The following is a 249-nucleotide window of genomic DNA, read 5'->3' as shown; positions in this document are numbered from 1 at the left end:
CTGGTGGCGGTCAGTACCACATCCACTTTGTCGATAGTGTCGTTGATCGTGGTGGTTACGCCATTGCCCGCAACTTCCAGTTTTTCGAAGTTGCCGCCAGTAGCGTCGGTGATCTTGACGGTCTGCGTGCTCTTGTCGATGAACACATCATCGCTTGGCGCCGGGACGGTTACGGTGCCGACGGTGTCGCCAGCCTTGATGGTGATGGACGAACCGTTGTCGAGTTTCAGCGTAACGTCAGTACCGGCT

The 249-nt window shown here is 56.6% G+C and carries 1 protein-coding gene; it reads right to left on the bottom strand.

The window, feature by feature from the left end:
- On the bottom strand, positions 1-249 hold a 249-nt coding region (locus EXW71_RS28670), incomplete at both ends, for an immunoglobulin-like domain-containing protein (protein WP_134661354.1).

Origin of the sequence: Pseudomonas sp. BCA17 (genome assembly GCF_004519405.1) — a bacterium.
Lineage (GTDB): Bacteria > Pseudomonadota > Gammaproteobacteria > Pseudomonadales > Pseudomonadaceae > Aquipseudomonas.
The sequence above is the reverse complement of the archived record's forward strand: the minus strand, read 5'-3'. Positions and strand labels throughout refer to the sequence as shown.